This window comes from bacterium (assembly GCA_040755795.1).
Taxonomy (GTDB): domain Bacteria; phylum UBA9089; class CG2-30-40-21; order CG2-30-40-21; family SBAY01; genus JBFLXS01.
This window is the reverse complement of record JBFLXS010000173.1, coordinates 1-7872: the sequence shown is the minus strand read 5'-3', so window position 1 is coordinate 7872 and position 7872 is coordinate 1. Positions and strand designations below refer to the sequence as shown.

6 protein-coding genes, 2 tRNA genes and 2 rRNA genes are annotated in these 7872 nt (G+C 40.5%); all 10 read left to right on the top strand.

Annotated elements, in window-relative coordinates; all coding sequences use genetic code 11:
* The first annotated feature begins 239 nt into the window (after positions 1-239).
* Complete coding sequence (gene rfbD, locus AB1414_11675; GenBank protein MEW6608085.1) at positions 240-1160, top strand: dTDP-4-dehydrorhamnose reductase; 921 nt, start codon at positions 240-242, stop codon at positions 1158-1160.
* Positions 1144-1485: a nucleotidyltransferase domain-containing protein gene (locus AB1414_11670; GenBank protein MEW6608084.1), complete on the top strand. Its 342-nt coding sequence runs from the start codon at positions 1144-1146 to the stop codon at positions 1483-1485. Before rfbD ends, AB1414_11670 begins: the two co-directional genes overlap by 17 nt.
* Positions 1473-1952, top strand: coding sequence for a hypothetical protein (locus AB1414_11665; protein ID MEW6608083.1), 480 nt, complete (start codon positions 1473-1475; stop codon positions 1950-1952). Before AB1414_11670 ends, AB1414_11665 begins: the two co-directional genes overlap by 13 nt.
* A gap of 177 nt (positions 1953-2129) precedes the next feature.
* The gene (locus tag AB1414_11660; GenBank protein MEW6608082.1) at positions 2130-2315 is read left to right on the top strand and encodes a hypothetical protein; all 186 of its coding nucleotides are present in this window, start codon (positions 2130-2132) and stop codon (positions 2313-2315) included.
* Positions 2316-2474: 159 nt separating this feature from the next.
* Positions 2475-4083 (top strand): 16S ribosomal RNA (locus AB1414_11655).
* Positions 4084-4350: 267 nt separating this feature from the next.
* Positions 4351-4427: transfer RNA gene (locus AB1414_11650), tRNA-Ile, on the top strand.
* 96 nt (positions 4428-4523) lie between these two features.
* A tRNA-Ala gene (locus AB1414_11645) sits at positions 4524-4599 on the top strand.
* Positions 4600-4623: 24 nt separating this feature from the next.
* Positions 4624-4785, top strand: a complete 162-nt coding sequence (locus AB1414_11640) for a hypothetical protein (protein MEW6608081.1) — start codon at positions 4624-4626, stop codon at positions 4783-4785.
* A gap of 48 nt (positions 4786-4833) precedes the next feature.
* Positions 4834-5031: a hypothetical protein gene (locus tag AB1414_11635; protein MEW6608080.1), complete on the top strand. Its 198-nt coding sequence runs from the start codon at positions 4834-4836 to the stop codon at positions 5029-5031.
* Positions 5032-5149: 118 nt separating this feature from the next.
* Positions 5150-7872: ribosomal RNA gene (locus AB1414_11630) — 23S ribosomal RNA — on the top strand; the annotation flags it as partial.

Sequence of the window (7872 nt, the reverse complement as noted above, 5' to 3'; positions counted from 1 at the left end):
AAATTTCGCAGACTCCAGGATTGATGTCCGAAGGGTGGAGCAAGAAAAAGTTTGAGCCATTTCTCCAATTCTCCCTTTTCCCCATTTCTCCTTGTTTACACTTCTAATGTATAGCCCTGAACGGTTATGTGGTCAGAAGATTGGATAATGTAAAAAACATTTGACATTTATCTTTCAATCGAGTATACTTTTAATATCAGGGTTTACCAATCATCAATCACCAACAGTAAGGAGTAAAAATGACAATACTAATAATTGGAGCATCGGGATTTGTTGGCAGTCTTTTGTATGAAATTTTATCAAAAGAGAATGAGGTTATCGGGACATCCTACCCGCAACAGCAAGTAAGGGATGAACTTCAGTATTTAGATATTACCGATAGAGAAGGTGTTGAGCGACTAATTAGAGAAATAAAACCGAGCGTGATTATTCTTGCTGCCGCACTTACTTATGTAGATTATTGCGAAGACCATCAAAAAGAAGCCTTTGAAATAAATGTTTTAGGCACAACAGATGTAGCCTTGATGGCTAAAGAAATTGGGGCAAAACTCGTCTTCTTCTCAACAGAATATGTCTTTGATGGTAAAGCAGGACCTTATTCAGAGCTCGATTTACCTAATCCAATTAGTTATTATGGTCAAACAAAATTAGAGGCAGAAAGGGCAATTATAGATAATTTGGACGATTACCTCATTATTAGAACTACAGTTGTTTATGGCTATGATAGAGATGGTAAAAATTTTATTATGCAACTTATTCGAAAAAGCAGAAATGGGGAGACAATGAATGTGCCTGTAGATCAAATTGGTAGTCCTACATTCAGAGATAATCTGGTAGAGGCGACGATTGAATTGATTCAAAGTGATAAAAGAGGTATCTACAATGTAGTTGGTTGTGAGGTAATGAATAGGTTTGAATTTGCTATTTTGTCAGCAGAGATTTTGGGGTTAAATAAAAGTTTGATAGTTCCTAAAACGACATTAGAACTGGGGCAAAAGGCTCCACGACCACTAAAAGCAGGGCTTAAAATTGACAAGGTGCAAAACGAAATAAAAACGAAATTATTATCACCAAAAGAAGGATTAGAGATAGTCCAAAGGCAATTGAGAGAAGATGAAATCAGGAAAAATATAGGGAGTAAATATGACCACGATACTTAGGGAAAGAAGAAAGAAAATACGGCTTGAACGGTATAACAATGCCTATGATAAGATTAGAAAAGTAGGGGAGTTTTTGTATCAAAAAGGAGCTAAAAAAGTATATTTTTTCGGCTCAATTATAAACCCTGATGCATTTACAGAACATTCAGATATTGACATTGCTGTTGAAGGAATTTCTGAAGAAAAACGGGTTAGAGTAGAAACAGATTTGAGTGAGTTGTTAAACGGATTAGAATATGATCTTATCTTTCTTGAAGATAAAGATGAGATAAAAAAAGAGATTTTGGATAGAATAGAAAAGGAGGCTATTTTATGGAAGCCTTGATTATTGATGTAGAGAATGAATTGAAATTTATCTACAGGGAGATAGAGATTTTAAAAAGGAAAAAAACGCGACTTGATTCTGAAAAGGATAGTGAGAATATAGACTCGCACATTAAAGCCATAGCACTTACTCTTCACTCTATTTATAGCGGATATGAGAAGATTCTTGAAATTGTTATTAAGGGGATTGATGGAGACTTACCTTCGGCTAAAGAATATCACTCTGCTCTTCTAAAAAGGGCATATTGTGAAATTCCTACGGTTAGACCCCCTATTATTCTCGAGGAAACATGGGAACTTTTAAATGCCTTAAGACTCTATCGCCATAAACTTCGTAGAATTTATACCTATCTGGTTTCTCCAGTTAAGATTATAAATTTAACTAATCAAGCATTTAGATGCAAGGAATTGTTTGAAAAAGACTGGAGTAAATTCAAAGAATATCTCTTATCCGAAGGTAATGGATAACTAAGATATAAAGAAGGCGTTAAAAATAAAAGAGGTTTAAAACAAAATGAAGAAAATCTGTCTAACCTTGGCGCCTTGGCGAGATTATTAAATCATTTCACCTGAAACTTTTTCGTAAGCGTTCAGGTGGTGTAACAAAAGGAGATGTGGAGATTAAGAGGATAGGAAGATATTATTATGAAATTAATAGAAACTAATAGAAATTTATGGAAATTTGTTGTTTTCCACAATCAATTTCTACCTATTTCTATAAATTTTATCTTATCTCCATATCACTCTTATTTCCTTATCCCCTTTCGGACACTTTTGATATATAGCCTGAACGGTTATACTTTTTCGATCTGTATAATTTCTATGGTTTAAATTCGTTACCGCACAGGTCGAAAAAAAATTTTAAAAAAAATATAAAAAAACACTTGACAAAAAACAGACGAAGTGTTATACTTATAATTAGAAGAATGTTCCTTGAAAACTGAATAGGAGTTTTAGCCTTAGGGGAAAACAAAAGTAAAAAAACAAATTTTTATGGAGAGTTTGATCCTGGCTCAGAATTAACGCTGGCGGCGTGCCTAACACATGCAAGTCGAACGGACTAACATAATAAGGTTTGAGAGTTAGAGCGAAGGGTATTTATATCCGGAACTCCTTATCTTAGACCTTAAGTTAGTTAGTGGCGAACGGGTGAGTAATAAAGAGATAATCTACCTCAAAGACCACGATAACATTTCGAAAGGGATGCTAATAGTGGATATAATTTTTAAGACGCATGTTTTAAAAAGGAAAGGTCATTCGCAAGGATAATCACTTTGAGATGAGTTTCTTTCCTATTAGTTAGTTGGTAAGGTAATGGCTTACCAAGACAATGATGGGTAGCCGACCTGAGAGGGTGCTCGGCCACACTGGAACTGAGATACGGTCCAGACTCCTACGGGAGGCAGCAGTGGGGAATCTTGCGCAATGGGCGAAAGCCTGACGCAGCGACGCCGCGTGGGTGATGAAGGTTTTCGGATTGTAAAGCCCTTTCAGATAGGACGAAAAGTAGGGATTTCTCTACGCTGACGGTACTATCAGAAGAAGCCTCGGCCAACTACGTGCCAGCAGCCGCGGTAATACGTATGAGGCAAGCGTTATTCGGAATCACTGGGCGTAAAGGGCGTGTAGGTGGTAAGATAAGTCAAAGGTGAAATTTTAAAGCTTAACTTTAAAATTGCCTTTGAAACTGCCTTACTTGAGTACAGAAGAGGAGAGCGGAATTCCCGGTGTAGCGGTGAAATGTGTAGATATCGGGAAGAATACCGGTGGCGAAGGCGGCTCTCTGGTCTGATACTGACACTGAGGCGCGAAAGCCAGGGGAGCGAACGGGATTAGATACCCCGGTAGTCCTGGCCTTAAACGGTGACCATTAGGTGTGGGAAGTATCGACCCTTTCCGTGCCGAAGTTAACACATTAAATGGTCCGCCTGGGAAGTACGGCCGCAAGGTTGAAACTCAAAGGAATTGACGGGGGCCCGCACAAGCGGTGGAGTATGTGGTTCAATTCGACGCAACGCGAAGAACCTCACCGGGGCTTGACATGTTGATGGTAATGACCTGAAAGGGAAGTGACCCGGGTTTTCCTGGGAGTCAACACAGGTGCTGCATGGTTGTCGTCAGCTCGTGTCGTGAGATGTTGGGTTAAGTCCCGCAACGAGCGTAACCCTTGCTCTTAGTTGCCATCAGGTTATGCTGGGCACTCTAAGAGGACTGCCAGTGATAAACTGGAGGAAGGTGGGGATGACGTCAAATCCTCATGGCCTTTATGTCCCGGGCTACACACGTACTACAATGGCTGGTACAAAGGGTTGCCAACCCGCGAGGGGGAGCCAATCTCAAAAAGCCAGCCCCAGTTCGGATTGAAGGCTGCAATTCGCCTTCATGAAGTCGGAATCGCTAGTAACCGCGAATCAGCATAGTCGCAGTGAATACGTTCCCGGGCCTTGTACACACCGCCCGTCACACCACGAAAGTCAGTTATACCTGAAGCCGATGGGCTAACCTGCAAAGGAGGCAGTCGTCGAGGGTAAACCTGATAATTGGGGTGAAGTCGTAACAAGGTAGCCGTATCGGAAGGTGCGGCTGGATCACCTCCTTTCTAAGGAGTTTACACAAATTCCAAAAAAACCCTACGACTTTTATTAACTCCTATTCAGCTTTGAGGGATACAACATAAAATCAGGAAGAAAAACTGTGCATTTTTATTATAAAAATAGAGCTATGGGCTACAAAGTAAGATAAGAGATGAAACAAATTGAGAAGAAAACAATAATCCCACACTAAATTGAGTCAATTGAGCAAAAAATCAAAAGATTTCTTCCCACAGATTTTCATTCCAGAAAGATAAATTTAAAATAACTTCTTTGGGCCTATAGCTCAGGTGGTTAGAGCGTACGCCTGATAAGCGTAAGGTCTGTGGTTCGAGACCACATAGGCCCACCATTTTTGGTAACTGGTGAATGGTAAGTGGTTAAAGAGTTACAAGTTGCCTAATTTGTTTACTGAATTACCAGTTACTAATTACCAATTACTAAAAACGGGGATGTAGCTCAGTTGGGAGAGCGCCTGGTTTGCAACCAGGAGGCCAGCGGTTCAACCCCGCTCATCTCCACCAAAAATCAGAAGAGGTGTGACAAAAATGGAAAATAAACAAAAAAAAGAAAGAGTTTTGGAAATTGACCCAGAAAAAATAAAGGAAGGAATGTGCGAAATTGTAGATATAAATAAAAAAAAATTTTCTGTTTGTAAAGAAGAAGGTAAATTAAAAATATTTCCAATAAGTCAACAGAGAAAAGAATGAAATGACATTTTTAATCTCGTTGTTGAAATTATTGGGAGGTAAGATATTTTGTTAAAAGTAAATATAAAAAGAGAAAAAGTTTCTAAGTCGAGTGAAGTAATAATAGATTCTAAGATTTTCAAAGAAGGAGACATAAAAGAAACAGAAATATGGTGTTGGAAGTGTTTAAAAGATATAAAAGTTATGATTCAATGTAAGGAAGGTAAATTTTTAGTTAAATATATTGGGTGTCCACACTATAGTTAGGAAAGAAGGGAAAAGTAGAGAAAGTAAATGGCAACAAAGCCATAAATAATATACGCTCTTTGATAATTAAATATGGGAAACTTGAGCATCTTAAAAAAGAATCAACTTAAAGTGGCATGGTCAAGTTACTAAGGGTCTACGGTGGATGCCTTGGTGTTAGAAGACGATGAAGGACGTGATAAGCTGCGATAAGCCTCGGGGAGTTGCAAATAAACTTTGATCCGGGGATCTCCAAATGGGAAAACCTGGTGAAGGTCATGCTTCATCACTTAGACTTGAATACATAGAGTCTAAGAGAAAACCAGGGGAAGTGAAACATCTCAGTACCCTGAGGAAAAGAAAGAAAAAATTAATCATTAAAAATTTAGTTATGTGTTTTTAAGACTCTGTCTTTTTAACAACAGACTAAATAAATGATTATGTTCGATTCCGTCAGTAGCGGCGAGCGAAAGCGGAAGAGCCTAAACCTGAATTTGCGTTAAAGTCTATACTACTTTGCAAGTTTAGGGGTAAGAGGACTTAAATAGGGTAGAGGTATATTGTAGCACCCGGGAAGTCAAAAATTTATACTATAGCTGAATCACTTTGGAAAAAGTAGTCAGAGAAGGTGATAACCCTGTAAGCGAAATAGTATAAACTTCCTGCGTTTAAGTTCCTGAGTACAACGGGACACGGGAAATCCTGTTGGAATTTGGGAGGACCACCTCCTAAGGCTAAATACTCTCTAACAACCGATAGTGGACAAGTACCGTGAGGGAAAGGTGAAAAGTACTCCGGAAGGAGGATGAAATAGTACCTGAAACCGTATACCTACAAGCTGTGGAAGGGCTATGGCAGGTTTAAAATTGGATTTTGGAGAAAGCTCTTGGGTAACTAAGATTAAGTAACCATTATCTAATCCTGAAATGCCTGACTGCGTGCCTTTTGTATAATGAACCGGCGAGTTACTAAGTGTTGCAAGGTTAAGTGGGAAAAACCATGTAGCCGTAGCGAAAGCAAGTCTGAATAGGGCGATTTATTAGTAGCATTTAGTAGACCCGAAGCTGAGTGATCTATCTATGGCCAGGATGAAGCGTGTTTGACCACACGTGGAGGTCCGAACCTGCGGTCGTTGAAAAGACTTGGGATGAGCTGTGGATAGGAGTGAAAGGCTAATCAAACTCAGTGATAGCTGGTTCTCCCCGAAATGTCTTTAGGGACAGCCTCATAAAGTAAGTAATGGCGGTAGAGCTCTGAATGGGCTATGGGACCCCTCCAGGTTACCAAACTCAATCAAACTCCGAATGCTGTTACTGGTATTATGGGAGTGAGTCTATGGGGGATAAGCCCCATAGTCAAAAGGAAAAGAAACCAGACCATCAGCTGAGGTCCCTAAGTATGAGCTAAGTGGCAAAAGATGTGGAGATACAAAAACAGCCAGGATGTTGGCTTAGAGGCAGCCATCATTTAAAGAGTGCGTAATAGCTCACTGGTCGAGTGTGTCTGCGCTGACAATATAACGGGGCTTAAGCTCATCACCGAAGCTATGGATACAGAAAAGTTTATAGAGTTCATAGAGTTTAGAGAGTTTGTAGAGTTGAAAAACTCAACAAACGCAATTAACTCAAAAACTCAATAAACTTATGTATGGTAGGGGAGCGTTCCATTGTAGAGTGAAGGCAGACCGTGAGGACTGCTGGACGAACTGGAAGTGAGGATGCCGGTATAAGTAGCGAAAAAACGGGTGAGAAACCCGTTCGCCGAAAGCCTAAGGTTTCCTTGGGAAGGTTAATCCGCCCAGGGTAAGTCGGATCCTAAGTTGAGGCTGAAAAGCGTAGGCGATGGGCAATCGGTTAATATTCCGATACCATCTTTTAACCGTTATGAGCGATGGGGTGACGCAGAAGGGTAGGTCATCAGTCGATTGGAAGTGACTGTCTAAGCCTGTAGAGGGACAGCTCTGGCAAATCCGAGCTGTTATTAAACCTCAAGAGGTAACCGGGGACTGGAAATTTATTTCCGGGAACTGACCGACCCCACACTGTCAAGAAAAGCCTCTAGTCAGGTTAAAAGGTGTCCGTACTAAAACCGACACAGGTAGGCGAGGTGAGAATCCTAAGGCGCTCGAGAGAACCCTCGTTAAGGAACTCGGCAATCTAACTCCGTAACTTCGGGAAAAGGAGTGCCTGAGTAGTGTAAAAAGATTTACTCTTTGAGCATGAAAAGGTCGCAGAGAAATGGCCCAGGCGACTGTTTACTAAAAACACAGGACTCTGCTAAGTTGTAAGACGATGTATAGGGTCTGACGCCTGCTCGGTGCTGGACGGTTAAGGAGAGAGGTCAGGAGAATAGAGTGAGGAAGTGAAAAAGTGAGGAAGTGACTTGTCATGAAATCACTTAATTACTAAATTACCTGTTTTCTAAAGCTTTGAACTGAAGCCCCAGTAAACGGCGGCCGTAACTATAACGGTCCTAAGGTAAAAATTGCCTTAGTAAAATTTGGCTATATGCTGGAAAATCTGAGAATCTGGTGGTACTCAATTGAGTAATAATCCATCCAGTGCAGATAATCAGCAGGAAAGACCTCTTATTAGAGGGGAATCCTCAGAGACTATATGCCAAAATCCTAAGGAATTAGGATAAGATATAGTCCGTACCCTATGGCGACATAGGGAGGTTAGCAGAAATGACTAACCCGCCCTGATTTAAAAACAGGGTTAATAAGTAACAGACTAGAGCGAAATTCCTTGTCGGGTAAGTTCCGACCTGCATGAATGGCGTAACGATTTGGGCGCTGTCTCAACGAGGGGCTCGGCGAAATTGTAGTATTTGCGAAGATGCAAGTTACCCGCAACTAGACGG